Annotated in this window: 17 protein-coding genes; 8 read left to right on the forward strand and 9 right to left on the reverse strand. The window is 72.4% G+C overall.

Translation table 11 applies throughout. The features are described from left to right. Positions 1 to 20 precede the first annotated feature (20 nt). Positions 21 to 1,430: an MFS transporter gene (locus OHA99_RS23510; RefSeq protein WP_405697653.1), complete on the reverse strand. Its 1,410-nt coding sequence runs from the start codon at positions 1,428 to 1,430 to the stop codon at positions 21 to 23. Positions 1,431 to 1,589: 159 nt separating this feature from the next. Between OHA99_RS23510 and OHA99_RS23515 the strand changes: the two genes are divergently transcribed. The 4 genes from OHA99_RS23515 (at position 1,590) to OHA99_RS23530 (ending at position 4,390) form a co-directional block, all read left to right on the forward strand. Further along, complete coding sequence (locus OHA99_RS23515; protein ID WP_153179681.1) at positions 1,590 to 2,135, forward strand: helix-turn-helix domain-containing protein; 546 nt, start codon at positions 1,590 to 1,592, stop codon at positions 2,133 to 2,135. Positions 2,136 to 2,188: 53 nt separating this feature from the next. After that, complete coding sequence (locus OHA99_RS23520; protein WP_405697655.1) at positions 2,189 to 2,533, forward strand: DUF6412 domain-containing protein; 345 nt, start codon at positions 2,189 to 2,191, stop codon at positions 2,531 to 2,533. A gap of 98 nt (positions 2,534 to 2,631) precedes the next feature. Further along, a complete protein-coding gene (locus OHA99_RS23525) occupies positions 2,632 to 3,348 on the forward strand; it encodes a YidC/Oxa1 family membrane protein insertase (RefSeq protein ID WP_153179683.1) in 717 nt (238 codons plus the stop codon). Between the two features lie 184 nt (positions 3,349 to 3,532). Then, positions 3,533 to 4,390, forward strand: coding sequence for a fumarylacetoacetate hydrolase family protein (locus OHA99_RS23530; protein WP_405697657.1), 858 nt, complete (start codon positions 3,533 to 3,535; stop codon positions 4,388 to 4,390). A 79-nt stretch (positions 4,391 to 4,469) separates the two neighbouring features. Here the strand turns inward: OHA99_RS23530 and OHA99_RS23535 are convergent, their stop codons facing one another. The 5 genes from OHA99_RS23535 to OHA99_RS23555 form a co-directional block, all read right to left on the reverse strand. Next, positions 4,470 to 5,717: a DUF4185 domain-containing protein gene (locus OHA99_RS23535; protein WP_405697659.1), complete on the reverse strand. Its 1,248-nt coding sequence runs from the start codon at positions 5,715 to 5,717 to the stop codon at positions 4,470 to 4,472. Between the two features lie 134 nt (positions 5,718 to 5,851). Beyond that, the gene (locus tag OHA99_RS23540; protein WP_405697661.1) at positions 5,852 to 6,628 is read right to left on the reverse strand and encodes a peptidase S1; all 777 of its coding nucleotides are present in this window, start codon (positions 6,626 to 6,628) and stop codon (positions 5,852 to 5,854) included. Positions 6,629 to 6,802: 174 nt separating this feature from the next. Beyond that, positions 6,803 to 7,675, reverse strand: coding sequence for an LLM class F420-dependent oxidoreductase (locus OHA99_RS23545; RefSeq protein WP_405697663.1), 873 nt, complete (start codon positions 7,673 to 7,675; stop codon positions 6,803 to 6,805). A gap of 107 nt (positions 7,676 to 7,782) precedes the next feature. Next, the gene (locus OHA99_RS23550; protein ID WP_366472967.1) at positions 7,783 to 8,259 is read right to left on the reverse strand and encodes a heme-degrading domain-containing protein; all 477 of its coding nucleotides are present in this window, start codon (positions 8,257 to 8,259) and stop codon (positions 7,783 to 7,785) included. Positions 8,260 to 8,267: 8 nt separating this feature from the next. Next, positions 8,268 to 9,350, reverse strand: a complete 1,083-nt coding sequence (locus tag OHA99_RS23555) for a Gfo/Idh/MocA family oxidoreductase (protein ID WP_366472966.1) — start codon at positions 9,348 to 9,350, stop codon at positions 8,268 to 8,270. 140 nt (positions 9,351 to 9,490) lie between these two features. Between OHA99_RS23555 and OHA99_RS23560 the strand changes: the two genes are divergently transcribed. Beyond that, the gene (locus tag OHA99_RS23560) at positions 9,491 to 10,669 is read left to right on the forward strand and encodes an ROK family protein (RefSeq protein WP_405698995.1); all 1,179 of its coding nucleotides are present in this window, start codon (positions 9,491 to 9,493) and stop codon (positions 10,667 to 10,669) included. Positions 10,670 to 10,716: 47 nt separating this feature from the next. Here OHA99_RS23560 and OHA99_RS23565 read toward each other — a convergent pair whose 3' ends face one another. Next, complete coding sequence (locus OHA99_RS23565; RefSeq protein WP_007389791.1) at positions 10,717 to 11,496, reverse strand: HAD-IIA family hydrolase; 780 nt, start codon at positions 11,494 to 11,496, stop codon at positions 10,717 to 10,719. 195 nt (positions 11,497 to 11,691) lie between these two features. On the opposite strand from OHA99_RS23565, the gene OHA99_RS23570 reads away from it, so the two are divergent. From OHA99_RS23570 to OHA99_RS23580, 3 genes are all read left to right on the forward strand, one after another. After that, the gene (locus tag OHA99_RS23570) at positions 11,692 to 12,246 is read left to right on the forward strand and encodes a hypothetical protein (RefSeq protein WP_153179689.1); all 555 of its coding nucleotides are present in this window, start codon (positions 11,692 to 11,694) and stop codon (positions 12,244 to 12,246) included. Positions 12,247 to 12,248: 2 nt separating this feature from the next. Beyond that, positions 12,249 to 12,959, forward strand: coding sequence for a class F sortase (locus tag OHA99_RS23575; protein WP_405697666.1), 711 nt, complete (start codon positions 12,249 to 12,251; stop codon positions 12,957 to 12,959). A 131-nt stretch (positions 12,960 to 13,090) separates the two neighbouring features. Further along, positions 13,091 to 14,122, forward strand: a complete 1,032-nt coding sequence (locus OHA99_RS23580; protein WP_405697668.1) for a glycoside hydrolase family 6 protein — start codon at positions 13,091 to 13,093, stop codon at positions 14,120 to 14,122. A gap of 99 nt (positions 14,123 to 14,221) precedes the next feature. Here the strand turns inward: OHA99_RS23580 and OHA99_RS23585 are convergent, their stop codons facing one another. Beyond that, positions 14,222 to 16,159: a galactose oxidase-like domain-containing protein gene (locus tag OHA99_RS23585; RefSeq protein ID WP_405697670.1), complete on the reverse strand. Its 1,938-nt coding sequence runs from the start codon at positions 16,157 to 16,159 to the stop codon at positions 14,222 to 14,224. Continuing rightward, positions 16,156 to 18,180 (reverse strand): glycosyltransferase family 2 protein, encoded by a 2,025-nt coding sequence (locus OHA99_RS23590; protein ID WP_164384600.1) that lies wholly within the window; start codon positions 18,178 to 18,180, stop codon positions 16,156 to 16,158. Before OHA99_RS23590 ends, OHA99_RS23585 begins: the two co-directional genes overlap by 4 nt. Between the last annotated feature and the right edge of the window lie 234 nt (positions 18,181 to 18,414).

An 18,414-nucleotide genomic window follows, 5' to 3' on the forward strand; every position in this document is an offset into this window, starting at 1 on the left:
CCGACGAGGTGCCGTACCCCTCAGTGCCGTTCCCGCAGCGTTCCCACCAGCGCCGCCGCCACCACGGCCAGCCCCGCCGACACCCACAACGCCACGTCCGTGCCCGCCCCCGGGCCGCCCGCCGACGTCGCGACGGCGATCGTCAGGGCGACGCCGGCGCACGAGCCGATGTAGCGGAACGTCTGTTGTGCGCCCGAGCCCATCGCCGCGCGGGCCGCCGGTACCGACTCCACCGCGAGCAGCGGCAGCGCGGCGTTCAGCAGGCCGCTGCCCACGCCCGCCACGACCAGGCCGGGCAGCAGTCGCGCCCAGGAGCCCGCGCCGACCGCGCCGAGCATGGTCAGGACGCCGATTCCGTGCAGGGCGAAGCCGACGGCCAGTTGGTGGCGGGGCGAGACCCGGTGGGCGAAACGGCGGGCCTGGAGCGCGACCGCGAAGGCCAGGCCGGCCCAGACCAGGGAGAGCAGGGCCGTGTCCATCGGGGACAGGCCGAGCGCCCGCTGGAGCACCGTCGGCAGGAAGCTGAAGAGGCCGATCACCGACAGGCCCGTGAACAGCCCGCCCGCCGAGGAGGCCAGGAAGAGCGGGCGGCGCAGCAGCGACAGGTCGATCATCGGGGTGGCGGCGCGGCGCTCCACGACCACGAACAGGGCGCCCAGCAGCACCGCCGCTCCCAGCAGCAGGCCCACCGGTGCCCGCAGCCAGCCGTCCCGGCCCAGCGTGAGCGCCGCCACCAGGGCGACCAGCGCCGGCCCGAAGGTCAGCGCCCCGGCGAGGTCCGGCCGGCCGGGCCGCGGTGAGCGCGACTCCGACAGGGCCCGCGCGCCGAGTCCCGCCACCACCAGCGCGGCGGCGCCGAGGACGCCGTACGCCAGCCGCCAGTCGGGGATCGCGCCGACGAGTACGGGACCCACGGCTATCCCGCCGCTGACGAAGGCACCCCACACGCCGGTGGCGCGCAGCCGCCCGGCCGGGGTCGGGAAGGCGTGGACGAGCAGGCCGAGGCTGCTGGCGAGGAGCGCCGCGCTCGCCGCGCCCTGCGCGATGCGGGCCAGCGTGAACAGCCAGGTCGTGGACGCGAACGCGCCCAGGAGGGTGGTGATGCCGAGGGCCAGCGTGCCGGAGACGAAGAGCCGGCGGCGCCCGTAGTCGTCGGCCAGGCTGCCGGCCACCAGGAGGAGGGCGGCCAGGCCGAGCGGGGTGCCGTTGATCAGCCAGGCCTGGGCGGACAGCGGGGTGTGCAGGGCGGCGGCCGTGTCGGGGAGCGTGACGAGCGGCGCGGTGTACGTCATCAGCGCCACGGCGGTCGCGGCGCTGGTCAGCGCGAGGGTGCGGCCGGGGTGCGGGGGCGGCGCGGCACGTTCGGCGGGTGTCGCGGGTGTGGGGGTGGGCGTGGGCGTGGTGGGGGAGTCCGTGCCGGTGTCGCTCATGAGTGGCGGTCCGCTCTCGATGGCTCGACGGAGGGTGGGTGGGAGTTGTGGGTTCGCGGGAGGTGTGAGTTCGGTCAATGAACTGACCCGAGGCGGACCAACCTAGCACCGTCGGTTCGGTGACTGAACCCAATCGTGGGAAGTGGCTACAGTGGACGCATGGCACTGGGCAAGGACTACGCGGCACAGGAGTGCTCGATCGCCCGCGCGCTCGAGGTCGTCGGCGAGCGCTGGACGCTGCTGGTGATCCGCGACGCCCTCTACGGCGTCCGGCGCTACAACGACTTCCTGGTCCACCTCGGCATCCCGCGCGCCGTCCTGGCCAACCGCCTCCAGGCGCTCACCGCCGAGGGGATCCTGGAGAAGCGCCGGTACCAGGAGTCGCCGCCCCGGGACGAGTACGTCGTCACCGACCGCGGCATCGCCCTGTGGCCCGCCCTGCGGGCGCTCGGCATCTGGGGGCGCGAGCACCTCGGCGGCGAGCCGATGCGCACCTTCTGGCACGCCGACTGCGGCACCGAACTCAGTCCGTACGGCGCCTGCCCCACCTGCGGCACCCTCGTCGCCGTCCGCGACATCGACATGCGGCCGGGTCCAGGGCTCGACCCCGACCCCGCGGACCCGGTCAGCCGGGCGCTGCTCGGCACCCGGCGGCTGCTCCAGCCCGTCGAGACCGAGCCGGGCCCCGCACAACGGCCCGTATAACGCGGCGTCCTGTATAACTGGGGCAAACACGCGTGCGAGAGGAGGAGTCGCCGATGTCGCCGACGACCACGGAAGACCGCCCGGCCGTCCTGCGTCTTCTGCGTCTTCTGCGCCCCGTTCTCGCCCTGCTGCTGGTGCTCCTCCCCGTCGCGCTCGTCGACGCCGGCGGCCTCTCCGCCACCGTCGCGCTCGCCGCGACCACCGCGGTCGGTTCCGCGCTCGCCGCCTGCGCCGTCGTCGCCGCGCGGTGCGCGCCCGCCGTGCCGCCCACCCGGGTGCGTACGGCCATCAGGGACCGTGACCTGCGTACGGCCTTCCTGCCGCAACGGGATCCCGACGCCCCGGGCCGCCGCCGCCCCCGAGCGCCCGGACACGCCCTCCCGGCGACCACCGCGTAGGGCACACCTCCTTCCACACCTGGCCCCGCGCCGGTCGTGTCGTCATGCCGCCCCACCTCAGTCCGGCACGACGAGACCCCCGGAGGGCTCACCCACCCATGTCCGTTTTCGCCAGCCTGGTCGAGCACCTCGCCGACCTGCTCCAGCCCCTGTTCGGCGCCTCGGCCGCGGCCGCCGCCATCGTCCTGTTCACCGCCCTCGTACGGCTCCTCGTCCACCCGCTGTCCCGGGCCGCCGCGCGCGGGCAGAAGGCCCGCACCGAGCTCCAGCCGCGCGTCGCCGAACTGCGCCGCAAGCACGCCAAGAACCCCGAGAAGCTCCAGCGGGCCGTCCTCGAACTGCACGCCGAGGAGAAGGTGTCCCCGCTGTCCGGGTGCCTGCCCAGCCTGTTCCAGCTCCCCGCGTTCTTCCTCCTCTACCACCTCTTCTCCAGCACCTCGATCGGCGGCGAGGCCAACGCGCTGCTCTCGCACCGGCTCCTCGCGGCCCCGCTCGGCGGGCACTGGGCCGACGCCCTCGGCGACGGCGGGCTCCTCGGCGGGGCGGGGCTCGTGTACGCGGCGCTGTTCGTCGTCGTCGCCGGGGTCGCCACCTTCAGCTACCGGCTCACCAGGCGCACGATGGCCGCGCGGCCGGTGCTGTCCGCCGGCGACGGGGAGGCGGCCGTGCCGGGCGTCGGCGCGCTCACCAAGGTCATGCCGTTCATGTCCTTCTTCACCCTCGTCACCGTGGCCGTCGTACCGCTGGCCGCCGCGCTGTACGTCGTCACCAGCACGACGTGGAGTGCGGTGGAGCGGGCGGTGCTGTACCGCTGAGGGACCGCTGGAGGGACCGCTGAAGGCGGGCCGGCCGCCCGGCTACGGTCCAGTACGTGAACGGGGTATTGCGGAGTGGACCCCCGCCTTGGAGGATCGACCAGTCCTCCGATGCTGTCGCGTTGCTGCCGCACCCAGGTCGCGCAACGTCGGGCGGGCTGCCCGCGAGCGAGGAGTTGGGGATATGAAGCTGTTGCGAGTCGGTACGGCGGGGTCGGAGCGGCCCGCGCTGCTCGACGCCGACGGGACCCTGCGAGACCTGTCGGGCGTCGTGACGGACATCGACGGCGACCTGCTCGCCGACGAGAGCGCGCTCGGCCGGATACGGTCCGCCGCCGAGGCCGGTGAGCTGCCCGCCCTGGACGCCGCGGGGCTGCGCGTGGGACCGCCGGTGGGACGCATCGGCAAGATCGTGTGCATCGGGCTGAACTACCACGACCACGCCCGCGAGACCGGGGCCGAGCCCCCCGGCGAGCCGGTCGTCTTCTTCAAGGCGCCGGACACGGTGGTCGGGCCGCACGACACGGTGCTCGTGCCGCGCGGGTCCGTCAAGACCGACTGGGAGGTGGAGCTGGCGGTCGTGATCGGGCGTACGGCCCGCTACCTGGAGTCGGCGGAGGAGGGGCTCGCGTGTGTCGCCGGGTACGCGGTCGCGCACGACGTCTCCGAGCGGGAGTTCCAGATCGAGCGGGGCGGGACCTGGGACAAGGGCAAGAACTGCGAGACGTTCAACCCGCTCGGCCCGTGGCTCGTGACCGCCGACGAGGTGCCCGACCCGCAGCGGTTGTCCCTGCGGCTGTGGGTGAACGGCGAGCTGAAGCAGGACGGGACGACGGCGGAGCAGATCTTCCCGGTGGGGGAGGTCGTGCGGTATGTCAGCCGGTTCATGGTGCTGCGTCCCGGTGACGTCATCAACACCGGGACGCCGGCGGGGGTGGCGATGGGGCAGCCCGAGCCGAAGCCGTATCTGCGGGCGGGGGACGTCGTCGAGCTGGAGGTCGAGGGGCTGGGGCGGCAGCGGCAGGAGCTCAAGGGGGCCTGAGAGGCCGAAGCGCCGCCGGTGGCGACTCCGTGGCCCTTCGGGGCCCGTCCCGTCGGACGGGCCCCGAAGGGCCGGGCGGCTAGGCGGCGATCCCGTCGTACTGGAGGACCCAGTACGGCGGCTCGTGCAGCTTGCCGTTCCACTGCGAGACGATCAGCGTCAGCGCGTTCGCGTTCGGGCTGCCCGGGTGGATGTATCCGCCGTAGAGGAAGGGGACCTGGGGCTTGCCCCAATGGCTCGGCGGGACGGTGTTGTTGCCGACGATCTGCGGTCTGGGCGCCGACCACACGGCGTCCGGGCGGGCCGCGGTGCGGGTGCAGATCGAGTAGTCGGCGACGTCGAAGTAGCTCATGCAGTAGGTGCCGCCGATCCGCTTGACGGAGAACTCCCCGATGTTGTTGCCGGAGAGGATGACCGACGGCGGCGCGGAACGGGTCCAGCGCCAACCCCCGTCCACGAAGGCCCAGTTCTCCTGCGCGCCGAAGTCACCGGCGCGGAACCGGTCCGGCCGGATGCGGAACAGCTGGATCGCGCCCCCGTCGGCGGTGTTGACGTGGGTGCCGTTCCAGCGCTTGGAGAAGATGTACAGCCAGCCGTCGGGGTCGATGCCCGCGAACGACCACATGCCGTACATGGACTGGTTGACGCCCTGGGTGTCGCCTGCCCAGTGGTACGGGTAGTCCCGCCACGTCACCCCGTGGTCGTCCGAGTAGGCGACGCCGGACATCAGCGACCCGTCGTAGCCCGCGGGCGGCGTCCAGGTGGCCACGGACGTGTACTGGATGTACGTCCGGCCGCCGAACTCGATGCAGTCGTTGGGGATGCGGCTGACCTCGAAGCCGTGTCCGTTGTTCTGGTCGTGCCGGTAGTCGAAGAGCTGGCCGGCGCGGCCGGCGGTGGGCATCGCCCAGGTGAAGGAGACGGGCGTCGCGCCGGAGGCGTCGAAACGGTCCTGGTTGAGCATGACGGGAGACCCGATGTAGGTCCCGGTCTGCTGGATACCGGTCCAGGAGTCGCCGAAGACGTATCCCCAGGTGCCGTCGTGCTCGCGGTAGTACGGAATGGCCAGGTCTCCCGAGCCCAGACCCTGGGCGGCGGCGGAGTCGCCGGGTTGGTCGCACAGCGGGGTGCCGGCCTGGAGCACACGGGCCCCGCCGCCGTGCGGTGCGGACGGGGCCGAGGCCGAGGCGGGGGCCGCCGCTCCGGCCACCCCGAGGGCGCCCGCGGTCAGGCCCATGCCGGCCTTCAGCGCGGTACGGCGGCTGGTCGTCGGCCGGGAATCGGGCTGGGGCCGGTGCTCGGGCGGGGGTTGCGTGGTGTCGGGCACGGGTGCTCCTCGTCGTGGTGCGGAACCCGGGTGGCTCGGACGGGTTCGAGCGCGGATGGCGCGGATGGCGCGGATGGCGGGGGCGGCGGGGACGGCAGGGTGGCGGGGACGAGTACGGGCGGTTCGGGCCGGGCTCAGCTCGCCAGGTGGAAGCCCGCGCCGACCCCGCCGTTGGTGTTCATGTCCGCGAGGATGTCGACGATCGGCGAACTGTGCTGCGCCCCCCAGGCGTTGCCGACCAGCGTCTGTCCGAAGACGACCGGGGACCCCGAGTCACCGCCGTCGGTCCAGATCAGGTGGGTGAACCAGATGTCGTGCGTGCCGAGCTTGATTCCGCAGGTCAGTCCCGTGCGGTGGCCCTGCTTGCACATGCGGGTCCCGTTGGCGGGTGGCGCGCCGATGTCCTTGACGGTCACATCGCCGACGGTGTCGGTGGGCGCGACCGCGCTCTCGTCCAGCAGGATGACCGCGTAGTCCAGCCCCTTGGGGCCCAGGTTGAGCAGGTTGTTGGGCGTGCTGACGTACGTCACCGTTCCGATGGCGCCGGTCTCCAGGTCGGGCCGGCTGTCCTCGAGCGGCGCCGGGGCGGTGGCCGTCCCGGCGGGGGAGGCGTCCCGGTAGACCTCCAGGCCGAGGAGCTTGTTGCCCTGGTCGTCGTAGAAGCAGTGCGCGTTGGTCAGGGCCACGAGGTTGCCGGCCGCGTCCCGGCCGACCGCGGTGAGGGTGCAGACGTAGTACCCGGTGGGCCGGTCGGGGTCCAGCGTCCGCTGGAAGACGATGCCGGTGCCGCCGCCGACGGGGGTGAGGGTGGCTGCGGCCGCGCCGTCCGCGTGTGCGGCGGACGGCAAGAATGTCAGGGACATGATCACTGTGAGGATGGCGAGGCCCAGCGAGCGGAGAATGCGAAGCATGTGACCGCTTTCCTTGGAGGCGGGCGTGGGTCCGGACAGGGGACCCCGCGCACCGCCGACCGATGAATTGGAAGATCGCTCTAGTTTTGTAGCAGGCTCCGACAGCTGTGTCCCAGGCAGTAATGAGCCAACGGTGGAGCGGGCCGTCCCGGACGGACGGAGGGATGGCCGCGGTCAGGCCAGGAGTGTGGCCAGCCGGCGCCAGCCCTCCCTCGGGAGGCGGGACATGTCGTCCTCCACGAGCTGGAGGGCGACATGATCGGCGCCCGCCGTGTGGAAGGCGTCGACGCGGGCGCGGATCGTGGGCTCGTCGCCCCAGGCGAAGACCGCGTCGACGAGGCGGTCGCTGCCGCCGCCGGTGACGTCGGCGTCCGTGAAGCCGAGGTTCAGCAGGTTCTTCGTGTAGTTCGGCAGCTTCAGGTACGTGGCGAGGTAGGCGCGGGCCGTCGCACGGGCCCGGGACGGGTCGGCGTCGAGGACGACCTTCAGCTCCGGGGCCAGCAGCGGGCCCGCGCCGAGCCGCTCGCGGGCCCGCGCGGTGTGCTCCGGCGTCACCAGGTACGGGATCGCGCCCGCCGCCCGGTCCCGGGACAGGTCCAGCATCCTCGGGCCGAGCGCGGCCAGCACCCGGTGGCCCGAGCGCATCCCGGCCCGGTCCAGCTCGTCCAGGTAGCCGACCATCGTCGAGTACGGGCGGCGGTACCCCTCCGCCATCGGGGCGTGGCTGACCCCGAGGCCGAGCACGAAGCGGCCCGGGCGGGACACCTCCAGCTCGGCGAAGCCCGCCGCCGCCTCCGACGCCTTGTGCTCCCAGATGCTCTGGATGCTGGTGCCGACCACGATCCGCGAGGTCGCCCGGATCAGCGGGGCGGCGTCCCGGGCGGCGCTGTTGCCGCCGAGCCATACGGCGCCGTAGCCGAGCTGCTCCAACTCGGCGACCGCCTCGGCGCGTTCGGCCGCGCCCTCCGGGTCCTCGGCGCGCAGTCGCCCGCTCCAGACGCCGTGCGGTCCGACCGATTCCTTCAGCGAAGCCGTCGCCTCGTCCATCGCTTGCGATCCCTCCGGTGGGCACCGTGATCAACCCGCGCGTCTGCCTGCCGACCACGGGTACCCACCGGTGACCCCCGGCCACGCCGCCCGGGGGGCCGGTCGGGCTACTCGCCGAGGAAACGCTCCAGCGCCTCGACGACCAGCCGGTGGTCCTCCACCTGCGGCAGCCCGGAGACCGTCACCGCGCCGACCACGCCGACCCCGGCGACGGTGACCGGGAAGGAGCCGCCGTGCGCCGCGTACGTGTCCGGGTCGAGCCGCGAGGACTCCTCGAAGGTCGTGCCCTTGGCCCGGAAACGGGAGCCGACCAGGTACGACGCCGAGCCGTACCGCTCGACCACGCGGCGCTTGCGCGCGATCCAGGCGTCGTTGTCCGGGGTGGAACCCGGCAGGGCGGCGTGGAAGAGCTGCTGGCCCGCGCGGTGGATGTCGACCGCGACCGGGGCCTCGCGCTCCCGGGCCAGCTCGACGAGCAGGGAGCCCAGCGCCCACGCGTCGTCGTGCGTGAACCGGCGGAAGACCAGGCGGCGCTCCTGCTCCTCCAGCTCCGCCACGGTGGGCGCCGCGGGGGTGGGGCTCACGGGGCCGCTCACAGGGACACCGCCACTCCGTCGCGGGCGGACCGGCGGGCCGCCTCCAGTACGTCCAGGGCGGCGGCCGCCTCCCGTGCGTCCACCGGGTTCGGGCCGCCCTCGCGCAGGGCCCTCGCCACCGCCGCGTAGTACGCGGGGTAGTCGCCCGCGGCGGTCGCCGTCACCTGTCCGCCGCCGGTCAGCGGCGACTCCCCGGCGCCGACGCGGCCCCAGAGCGACTCGTCCTCCTCGCCCCAGCCGGGACCCGGCCGCTTGCCCTCGCGCAGCGCCGCCTCCTGCGGGTCGAGGCCGTGCTTGACGTACCCGGCCTTCGAGCCGAGCACCCGGAAGCGGGGGCCGAGCTGGGCGGCGGTGGAGGAGACGTACAGGTGGGAGCGGACGCCGTTCGCGTGCGTGAGCGCGAGGAACGTGTCGTCGTCCGCCTCCGCGCCCGCCCGCCGGACCACGGACTCGGCGTACACCTGCGTGACCGGGCCGAAGAGGACCAGGGCCTGGTCGACGACGTGGCTGCCGAGGTCGTACAGGAGCCCGCCGATCTCCGCCGGGTCGCCGGACTCGCGCCAGCCGCCCTTCGGCTTCGGCCGCCAGCGCTCGAAGCGGGACTCGAAGCGCCACACGTCGCCCAGCGCGTCCTCGGCGAGCAGTCCGCGCAGGGTGAGGAAGTCGTTGTCCCAGCGGCGGTTCTGGAAGACGGAGAGGAGCAGGCCGCGCTCCTCGGCCAGCGCGGCCAGCCCGCGCGCCTCGGCCGCCGTGCCCGCGACCGGCTTGTCCACCACGACCGGCAGACCGGCCTCCAGGGCCCGCGTCGCGAGCGGCACGTGCGTCTTGTTCGGGGACGCGACGACGACCAGGTCCAGCTCGCCGGCCCGGTCGAACAGCTCGTCGGGCGTGGCGACGGTGCGCACGTCCGGGAACTCGGCGCGGGCCTGCTGCTGCCGCTCCGGGTTCGAGGTGACGACCGTGTCCAGGGCCAGGCCCTCGGTGGCGGCGATCAGCGGGGCGTGGAAGACGGAACCCGCGAGGCCGTAGCCGACGAGGCCGACGCGCAGAGGGGGAGTGCCGGGAGGGGTAGCAGTCATGCGTCCCACTTTCGCAACGGTGTTGCCAAAGTGCAAGCGCCGGGGACAATGGGGGCGTGAACAGGAGCGACGGCGGAGGAACGGGAACCGGCGGCGGAGGGACGGGAACCGGCGGCGGAGGGACGGGAACCGGCGGCGGCATGCGGGGCGCGGCGGGCGGCGCCAACCTGCTCGCCCTGCGCAGCCACAACACCGCCCTGGTGCTCGACCTGCTCCGCACCGCCGGTGCCGAGGGCATCAGCCGGCTGGAGCTCGCCGAGCGCACCGGGCTCACCCCGCAGGCGGTCAGCAAGATCACCGCGCGGCTCCGGGGCGAGGGCCTCGCCACCGAGGCCGGACGCCGCGCGTCCACCGGCGGCAAGCCGCGCACGGTGCTGCGCCTGGTGCCCGGCGCCGGTCACGCCCTCGGCGTCCACCTGGACCGCGACGAGCTGCGGGCGGTGCTGGTCGACCTCGACGGCACCGTGGTGGCGGAGCGGCGCGCCCCGCTGGACCTGGGCGCGGGGGCGGAGACCGTGCTGGCGGGGGTGGCGCGGGCGGCGGAGGAACTCGCCGGGGAAGCCCACCCGGCGTCCGCCGCCGAGGGCCCGCGGCCGACGCGCGGCGGCCTCGCCACCACCCCCGCCCTCCTCGGCGGCCTCCCCACGCTCCTCGGGCTCGGCGTCGCCCTCCCCGGGCCGCTCGACCACGGCCGGGGTGTGCTGCACCGGGTCACCGGTTTTCCGGAGTGGGACGGCTTCCCGTTGCGGGACGCGCTGGAGCGGCGGCTGGGCGTGCCGGTGGTCGTCGACAAGGACACCAACGCGGCGGCGCTCGGCCTCGCGATCCGAGACGGGGGCGGCGCGGGCGGCTCCTTCGCCTACCTGCACCTCGGTACGGGCCTCGGCGCCGGTCTCGTCTTCGGCGGCGGCGTGCACCGGGGCGCCAGGACCGGCGCCGGGGAGTTCGGGCACCAGGTCCTCCAGCTCGACGGGCCGCCCTGCACCTGCGGCGCCCGGGGCTGCGTGGAGGCCCTGTGCCTCGCCGCCGTCGCCCGCGGCGACCTCGCGGAGGCGGCGAGGGTGCTCGGCACGGGCGCCGCCAACCTCGCCGGGCTGCTGGACATCGACCAGGTGCTGCTGGGCGGCCGTACCGTCGCCGCCGCCCCCGAGGCCTTCGTCCACGGCGTCGCCGCGGTCCTCGACACCCGCGCCCGGCGCGAGGGCGGCCACGACGGCGCCGTACCGGTACGGCTCGCGCCGGGCGGCACGCGGGCGGTCGCGGAGGGCGCCGCCCAGCTGCTGCTGGCACCGCTGTTCGGGCGGGGGGACGGCGGCTGAGCCGACCCGCCCCTCCCCGCTCGCCCCCGGAAGGCCCGCGGGAGGTCTCAGACCAGGTCCACCAGGTCCGCGATGGACTCCACGACCTTGGTCGGCCGGTACGGGTACCGGTCGATGTCGTTGAGCGTCGTCAGCCCCGTGAGGACGAGGAAGGTCTCCATCCCGGCCTCGAGACCGGCCAGGACGTCGGTGTCCATCCGGTCGCCGATCATGGCGCTGGTCTCGGAGTGCGCGCCGATGACGTTGAGGCCGGTCCGCATCATCAGCGGGTTCGGCTTGCCGACGAAGTACGGCTCCTTGCCCGTGGCCTTCGTGATCAGCGCGGCCACGGAACCCGTCGCCGGCAGGGCGCCCTCGGGCGACGGACCGGTGTTGTCCGGGTTGGTGGCGATGAAACGGGCGCCGTTGTTGATCAGGCGGATGGCCTTGGTCAGCGCCTCGAACGAGTAGGTCCGGGTCTCGCCGAGGATCACGAAGTCCGGGTCGGTGTCGGTCATCACGTAGCCGGCGTCGTGCAGCGCCGTCGTCAGGCCGGCCTCACCGATGACGTAGGCGGTGCCCCCGGGGTGCTGGTTGTCCAGGAAGGAGGCGGTGGCCAGCGCGGAGGTCCAGATGTTCTCGACCGGCACCTCGAGACCGATCCGGTTCAGGCGGGCGTGCAGGTCGCGGGCCGTGTACATCGAGTTGTTGGTGAGGACCAGGAACGGCCGCCCGGACTCGCGCAGCTTCTTGATGAAGGCGTCCGCACCGGGAACGGGGACGCCCTCGTGCATCAGCACCCCGTCCATGTCGGTGAGCCACGATTCGATGGGCTTGCGCTCTGTCATGGGGGCGGACTCCTGCCGTGCGTGGACCATGGGACATGGGAGGCCCATGCTATGCAGTCATACGTTCGCACGGATCACCTTGCGACCGCCGAAACCTCCGTCCACCTGCCGTAACCCGTTCGGAGTACGACGAACCCCGCACCGGATGCGGTGCACGGACCCGCGGGGCAGCCTCCAGGTAACTGGAGGTACACGATGGGCTCACTGAAAGTCACTCTCTGTGCGGGAGCCGCGCTGGCCACCGCGCTGTGCGCACCGGCGGCCTACACCTACGCGGCGGACGGCGGCGGCGTCTCCGTGTCCCCGTCCTCGCCCGCACCCGGCACCGACGTCACGCTCCGGGTGCCCGACTGCACCGAGAAGACGGCCGTCGCCGTGTCCGCGGCGTTCGAATCGGACGTCCGGCTCAGCCTGGCCGCCGGGGACGGTGTCCTCGTCGGCTCCAGCCAGGTCCGCACCAGCGTGCGGGCCGGTGCGTACGCCGTGCAGGTCAAGTGCGGCGACCAGGCACGCAAGGGCACCATCACCGTCCACGACGAGCGGCGCCCGTCCACCCACGCCTCCCCCGTCGCCCCCGTCGACGCGGGCGGCGGCGGCACCGCGGAGCTGGCCGCGTCGGACGCCGGGAACGGGGCACGCGTCGATCCCCCCGGCACGGCGCACACCGTGACCGGCCTGGTGCTCGCGGGCATCGCCGCCGTCGCCGTCGCGCTGCGCAGCGTCCGCAGCCGGAGCCGCGGGACGGACTGACCATGTCCGGACAGGACACGCAGGACACCGCCCCGGCCGCCGCGCCCGGCACCGCCGCCTCCGGTGGCGGTGGCCGTCTGGTGACCGGCATCGCCTGGGTGGTGCTGCTCCTCGGGCTGTGGCTGTGGGGCCGCGAGGCCACCGACGTGCGCGAGGGCATCTCCCGGCCGGCCACCGGCGACATGGCGGCCGCCGGCCGGCCCCCCGACGTCCCGCTCCCCCCGGCCCACGCACCCCTCGGCGAGGCCCGGCCGCAGCGGCTCGACGTCCCCGAACTCGGCATCGAGGCCCCCGTCGTCGCCCGCGGCCTCGACGCCAAGGGCGCGATCGAACCACCGCCCTTCGACCAGCCCGGCTCCGTCGGCTGGTACGCGGCCGGCGTCACCCCGGGAGCGGCCGGGACCGCCCTGATGGTCGGTCACGTCGACACCGAGACCCGGCCCGCCGTCTTCTACGAACTCAGCACCCTGGAACCCGGCGAGACGATCCGCGTGGTCCGCGACGGCGACGGGACCGCCGAGTTCACCGTCGACGACGTCCAGGTCCTCACCCGCGACGGCTTCGACGCCCAGCAGGCCTTCGGACCCCGCGACACGAGCCGCTCCGAGCTGCGCCTCATCACCTGCGGCGGCACCTTCGACCGCACCACCGGCAGCTACACGGCCAACGTCGTCGTCTCCGCCTACCTGACCGGGACCGCCCCCCAGCCCTGACCGGAACCGCCTCCAGTCCTGACCCGGGACCGCCCTCTAGCACAGCCCCGGTCCCGGCGTCCGGGAACCGCGTGGGCAGCGGAGGCGTATGTCAGGATTGAGCCTCGGAACAGTGCACCCAGGGGGGTTGGATGTACGGCAGCAAGCCGGCCGGAAACATGTCCAGGAGGCGGGCTGCGTCGGCGGCGGTGCTCGGGGCGGCGGCCCTGCTGCTCGCGGGCTGCTCCTCGTCCGGGGACGGTGACGGGGACGGCAAGGGCGCGGGTGCCGGGATCACGCAGCAGCCCAAGGAGGCCGACCCGTTCTGGGTCAACCCCGACGGCACCGCGGCCCAGCAGGTGGCCTCCCTCACCGAGGACGGCAAGAAGAACCAGGCCGAACAGATCCGCAGGATCGCCCAGCAGCCGACCGGCGAGTGGATCAGCCCGGAGAACCCCGAGGAACAGGCCCGCGGCTTCACCGAGGCCGCCGACGAGGCCGGCCGCACCGCGCTGCTCGTCCTCTACAACATCCCGCACCGCGACTGCGGCCAGTACTCCGGGGGCGGTGCCGCGGACGGCAACGCCTACCGCTCCTTCGTGGACGGCGTCGCCAAGGGCATCGGCGACCGCGCCGCCACCGTCGTACTCGAACCGGACGCCGTGCTCCACCTCGTCGACGGCTGCACCCCGCAGGAGTTCCACGAGGAGCGCTACGACCTCCTCAAGGGCGCGATCGAGAAGCTCACCGCCCTGAAGAACACCAAGGTGTACCTGGACGCGGGCAACGCCGGCTGGGGCCACCCCGACCAGATCTTCGAGCCCCTGAAGCGGGCCGGCATCGACCGGGCCGACGGCTTCGCGGTCAACGTCTCGAACTTCTACACCACCGAGGACTCCCTCGCCTACGGCAAGCAGCTCTCCGCCAAGGTGGGCGGCAAGCACTTCGTCATCGACACCAGCCGCAACGGCAACGGCCCCTACGACGAGGGCGCCCCGGACGAACGCTGGTGCAACCCCCCGGGCCGGGCCCTCGGCGAAGCCCCGACGACGAAGACGTCGGACCCCCTCGTGGACGCCTACCTGTGGGTCAAGCGCCCCGGGGAGTCCGACGGCGAGTGCAAGGGCGGCCCGAAGGCGGGGGAGTGGTACCCCGAGTACGCCTTGGAACTGGCGCAAGGATAAGAAACCCAGGGGCGCGGGGCTGTGACATGTGCGGCTACCGCCGCGTGCGCGCGACAAGCCACAGCGCTCCCGCACCCTTGGTCGCAACCTGCGGGAGCGCTACGGCACCCGCACCCACTCCGCCTTGCTCGGCGTCCCCTCCCCGTCCGTCACGAACAGCATGTACCACCCCGAAGGAACCACGTTCCTACTGCTCGGCACCGTCACCGTCAGCTTGTCCCCGTCCGCCTTGAAGTCCAGCGCGACGGACCGCTGATCCACGTCCGTGACGTGGGTCGACGCGCTCGGCCGGATCAGCCGCACCTTCTTGACCGTGGACGCCGCCCGTGACGTGAACGTGCCCGACCCGCCGCGCTCGATGGTCTGCGGGCCACCCGACAGGTCGGGCCGCGAGTCCCGGTACAGATACGGCGGCGTGTAGATCTCGATGCGCTGCTCGAACTTGCCCGGCTTGGTGTTGGCCTTGTCGGCGTAGAGCGAGTCCGAGCCGAAGAACATCAGGCGCCCGTCGGGCAGCAGGATCGAACCGGAGTGGTAGTTGCGGCCCACCAGCGGATCGGCGACCCGCTCGAAGGAGTTCGTGCCGGGGTGGTACAGCCGCGCCTGGAGGATGTTGGAGTCGCTGCGCCCCCGGTAGTCCTCCGAGCCGCCGGAGACCAGCACGCTGTCGTCCGGCAGGACCGAGGCCTGCGGATAGCGCGTGCCCTTCTCCAGTGACGGCCCGTCCACGAACCTCGGGTCGTCCGCCTTGAGGTCGACGATCCGGGTCTTCTCGCTGGACAGTTTGGACTCGCCGACCCCGCCGCCGCCGATCACCATGTACTTCTCGTCCTGCGCCGGAGGCAGCAGCACCGTGTTCGCCGTCTCCAGCATGTTCGCGTCGCTCATGCCGGGGATCTTGGTGAACTTGTTGGTCTCCACGTCCCAGATGCCCGGGTCGCGGCCCACGTCGTCGGGGCCGTAGCCGGCGTTCGCACCCGAGTAGAAGATCTTGCCGTTGTCCATCAGGAACAGCGCCGGGTAGGTCGGGAACTGGCGGATCTTGTCGGTGTAGGTCCACTCCTTGGTCTTCGGGTCGTAGATCTCGTTCTTGCCCGGGACCAGCTGGCCGATGTCGTCGAGGCCGGAGACGCTGAGGATCTTGCCGTCGCTCAGGGTGGTGAGCGTCGGGTACCAGCGGGCCTCGTGCATCGGGTCGACCTTGATGTACTTCTCGGCGACCGGGTCGAACTCGAAGGCGTCCCGGATGCCCTGGAAGTCCTTCTTGTCGAGGGCGAGCTTCTGCGCGATGCCGTACGTGTTGCGGGCGTCGGCACCCGACAGGCCCTGGATGCGGTAGTTGTCCTCGGTGCCCGTCTCGTACTCGCTGCCGCTCTTCTGCGCCTCGACGTAGATCCGGCCGAGGCCCGGGTCGTTGCGCAGGAACTTCCCGGTCGCCTTGTCGAAGACCTTCTCGGCGCGGGGCACCAGGACCGGGTCCTTGGACACGAAGGTCTTGTGGTTCTCCTTGCCGGTGAACCGGGTGCCCGCCGGGAGGGTGATCGGCTTGTCCGGGTTCTCGTTGTGGACGACCATCAGGCCGCCGGCCTTGGTGACGTCGCCCTTGAGCTTCTCGTACCGCTTGGTGCCGCCCGCGATCAGCAGATTGCCGTTGGCGAGCTGCGTGTGTCCGGTGCAGAACAGGTCGGACGGTGTCGGCACCTTCTTGACGGTCCCCTTGACGGGGTCCCAGATCCGGGTGTCGTACTGCTTGGCGTCGGAGTTGTCCTGGTTGTTGCCCGACCCGGCGACCAGCAGCACCTTGCCGGTGCGCAGCAGCGCCGCGTGGATGGTGTTCTGCCGGTACTTCTCGGGAAACTCGATGATCTCCCACTTGCCGTTGGCGGCCTTGTACTCCGGCTGATTGATCTTGTACTGGTGGTATTTCTCGGTCCCGAAGCGGTAGAGCCACGGCCCGTTCATCCCGGCCAGCGCGACTACCACCGCCGTACCTATCGCGAAGCGACGGGCGCGGCGGCGGCCGGCACGGTCTTTCATTCCTTACGTCCCCCAAGTCCACCAAGGGCGATCTGCATGGTCTGGTCGTTGCCCCCGTCGGCGGAGGCGGCCCAGTCGGGCGTCTGCTGCGGCGCCTGCTGTCCGTACGGCGCCTGCTGCTGTCCGTACGGCGCGGGCTGCTGCCCGTGGGGCGGGTACGCCGGTCCGGGCGCGGGCTGCTGCGGCGGGACCCGGGGCGCGGGTTCCGCCGCCGCGACCGGCGGTTGCTTCTTCGCCTTCCGCAACTCGTGGCGCCAGGCGAACATCGGCGACGCGGTGATCAGCAGCGCGAAGGTCGCCCAGATGATCATCGCGGGGTGCGAGTGGCCGAGGACGACGCCGGCGGCGATCGAACCGGCGAAGATCACGATGAAGTACCAGTGGTACCGGAAGGTCCCGAACAGGGTGTCCGGGCTGGCCGAGTCGCCCTTCGGGGTCACCACGAACTTGCTCTTGCGGCGCAGCACGGAGTCGATGAGCGCCTTGGCGTACAGCGGCGCCGACAGCGCGGACATGATCATGCCGGCCACGCCGCCGGAGCCCTCGGGCTCGTGCGGGGAGACGTTGTGGCGGCGGTTCCAGACGTACAGGCCGATCTGGAGCGCGGAGGCGTTGCCGTAGAGCATCAGCCAGACCGCCGGGTCGATGTTGACGCCGGAGGCGCCGAGGCCCAGGAACAGGCAGCAGCTCAGCGCCGCCAGGATCCAGTTCAGGGCCGACATCGGATAGAAGATGATCATCATCGTGTAGTTGAAGAGCTTGCTCGGCGGGAGCGAGTACCAGCCCTTCCAGTACTGCTTGAGGATCGTCTCGTAGGTCCCCCGCGACCAGCGCATCTGCTGGGTGAAGAAGTCCGTCCAGGCGTTCGGGCCCTCGCCCACCGCGAGCACGTCCGGGGTGTAGACCGAGCGCCACTTGCGGCCGGTGGCCGGGTTCTTGTGGCGGTGCATCTCGAACCCGGTCGCCATGTCCTCGGTGATCGAGTCGTACAGGCCGCCGATCTGCTTGAGCGCCCTGATGCGCACCGCGTTGGACGTGCCCACGAACATCGGCCCGCCGTAGCGGTTGCCGGCGCGCTGGATCAGCGCGTGGAAGAGGAACTGCTGCGACTCGGCGGCCTTGGTGATCGGGTTGTCGTAGTTGCCGTAGACCTGCGGGCCGATGACGAAGCCGACGTCAGGGTCGCGGAAGAAGCCGAGCATCCGCTCCAGGTAGTTGGGCAGCGGCACGTGGTCGGTGTCGACGGAGGCGAAGAAGTCGTAGTCGTCGCCGTGCGCCTCGAGCCAGGCGTTGTAGTTGCCGTGCTTGGTCTTGGCGCGGTGAGGGCCCTTCTTCCGGTTCCACTTCGAGACGCCCTTGCGGGAGAAGTGGTGCACGCCCAGGCGCGCGCACACCTCCTTCACCTCCGGGTCGTCGCCCTCGTCGAGGAGCCAGACGTGCATCAGGCCGCGGTGGCGGATCTTCACGGCCGCCTCCAGGGTCTTCGTCACCATCTCCAGCGGCTCCTTGCCGGGCACGAAGGAGGTGAGGAAGGCGACCCTGGTGCCGGTCTCGGGCACCACCGGGACCGGGTCGCGGGCGACCAGGGTGGCGTGCGCGTTCGACAGCACGTTGAGGCAGCGGAACAGCTCGATCAGGCCGATCGCCACGAGCATCACGATGTCGAGCGCGGGCAGCCAGGAGAAGGCCGGGTAGTCGCGCTCGGTCCAGTGCTCCGGCTGGAGCAGCCACACCAGCAGCACCACCGACAGCAGCGGGGCGGCGGCCAGCATCAGGGCGACCCGGACGCGGTGCGGCTCCTGCGATATCAGCGAGCGGTACTGCACCCGGTACGGCTTGTTCGGGTCGGGCTGGGTGAGGGGGCCCGCGAGGCGGCTGTAGTGCTCGTAGTCGTACTTCGGCAGCGTCTTCTTTATCCGGCGGAACGAACCGGTGTTCCAGTTCCGGTGCCCGGGCACCCTGAGCTGGGTGGTCTCGGACGGGTCGTGGTCCCGCCCGGCGCCCGTCGGCGTCGACGTCATGAGTCATCCCCCCACACGCGGGTCATGCGTGTTTCGTCGCTTCCTTCGCCCGCTCCGGTCCCCCTCGACCTCGCGAACGCCTCAGTGGTGGGTCACGGTCACCACGGCATGCACACCATATAGACATGGAATGGCGACCCCCGGTTGCATGATGCCCCCCTCGGCATCCCCTCCGCCCCCGGCCCCCGGCCGGACCAGGGTTCTACGGCGTTCGTCATGATCGCAAGACGTCCT

It is taken from the genome of Streptomyces coelicoflavus, assembly GCF_045041415.1.
In the GTDB taxonomy this organism is placed as follows: domain Bacteria; phylum Actinomycetota; class Actinomycetes; order Streptomycetales; family Streptomycetaceae; genus Streptomyces; species Streptomyces coelicoflavus.